Source organism: Cryobacterium sp. MLB-32, assembly GCF_000738085.1.
GTDB lineage: Bacteria > Actinomycetota > Actinomycetes > Actinomycetales > Microbacteriaceae > Cryobacterium.
This window is the reverse complement of record NZ_JPRS01000616.1, coordinates 1-1,691: the sequence shown is the minus strand read 5'-3', so window position 1 is coordinate 1,691 and position 1,691 is coordinate 1. Positions and strand designations below refer to the sequence as shown.

The window sequence follows — 1,691 nt, the reverse complement described above, 5'->3', positions numbered from 1 at the left end:
AGTATTCACCGCTCGTTGACGAATGTCGTCACTTGACACTGACAACAGAAGGGTCGTTTAGATGTGGGCCGGGCCCAAGCGTTGGGAAGGCATCCCTGACGGGTATCCTGTAGCCGACACGGAAAGCTTTCGATCGACCCCGCCTTTAGACGTTTGCGCGAGGAGAGCCGAGTTCAGGCCCAAGAGCATAAAGAGCAAGAGATAAGCTGGTGGACTCACATACACTGGTGACGCAATTGATTCGAAAGCATATTCAATAGACCAAAGAACTCCGACAAGGCCTGACCATCGCTCGATGGCATTCGACCCAAATCTGTAGAGGCGAAGGCTTGCTCTGGTCAGCAGAGTCAGTCCAATGAGAAAGGCCACCAAACCGATCCAACCGGTCTCGCCAAGGATTGCTGGCCAAAATGTGTCTGTTAGAAACCGACCACCTGGCTGGAGGCCCCAAATTCCCTCGAACCCCAAATTTCTGTATTCCGGACTGTAATTCGTACTCGCAGTGAAAGTACCAAACCGCGAAAACCCTGCGCCCAAAGGAAAATACTGCGTAGCCAAAATAACCGCACTTGAGTAGAAGACCGTCCGGGCAGAACCCTGCGCATTGAGGAAGTACTCGACGTAAATCTGTTGGCTGACCGCAGTGATCGCCGGCCAGAAAATGACAGTCAACATAGGAACGCCGAGGACTGTAACGAGCCAGGTTGCCGCCGGCTTCTTCTTGAACCCAACCCAAAGGGCGACGCCGACCAAGGCCACCATCACCTTGCGTCTGGCACTGAGAACGGAGCCGGCTAGGCTCCCAACCAACAAGAGTGCTGAAATCGGGCCTCTCGCAACCATCGAGCGATATGTAGCAATTGCTATCGCGGCCAATGCCATCAATTGACCAAAGAATGATGGGTGGGTAAAAATTCCGATCGGAACAGGGAGCCCCAGACGCCTGTCAATCGCACCGCTCGCGCTAAACAGACTGTCCCACTGCAATGGGATTACAAGGTTCACTAACGCTGAGATCAGTATGAGTGCGAGAGACCATGCCGCGATTCTTGCACCCCTGACCAAGTCGTCCTTGACCCAATCGACTTGTGCCACAGCGAATGCGAAGAGAATAGCCTTTAGTAGCAGGAAGGCATCAGTGACGACGAGGTCCAATGAGGCGCCAACGACGAGTCCGCTCGTCAAGCCCAGAAGGCCAAACACAGCAAATGCCGTTCCACCTGGTAGCTTGCGCAAGGCGCCGCCTCCGACCAAGCGCTTGGTGACAAAAGCCAGAACAGCGATCAGAATCATCGCTTCATCGGCGTAGCTCGCAATCTGAAGTTGCGAGAGCTGCACGGCCGTCGGTGCAACCATAGAAACAAGGAGAGCCAGAGCCGCGTATGCCTTTGGTACAATCCAAGCCCCCAGCCCAAGTACGAGCAGAAGCATCAATCCTAAAATTATTGGATTTATGCTGCCCAAGGCAATGACGAGCGCGAGACCAAAAGCGCCATAAAGAAACGTCAGAACTTGGCGTCTAACATTCCCCATGTTTACAAGTATCCACTATCCGGAGGCTTGGTCGGGCCGTGTGACGTGGGAATGAGGTGTTGATTGGCCAGGTTCATACAGCTCGCCGTTCCGACATCTGGCCAGAGCCCGTCAAGTGTCTCTCCGCACCTGTCGGTGCCACACGGTCAGATATGCGC

At 54.2% G+C, this 1,691-nt stretch carries 1 protein-coding gene; it reads right to left on the bottom strand.

Features of this window, described 5'->3' with window-relative positions; genetic code table 11:
* Positions 1–57: 57 nt before the first annotated feature.
* Positions 58–1,533, bottom strand: a complete 1,476-nt coding sequence (locus JF66_RS20365; RefSeq protein ID WP_035880747.1) for a hypothetical protein — start codon at positions 1,531–1,533, stop codon at positions 58–60.
* Between the last annotated feature and the right edge of the window lie 158 nt (positions 1,534–1,691).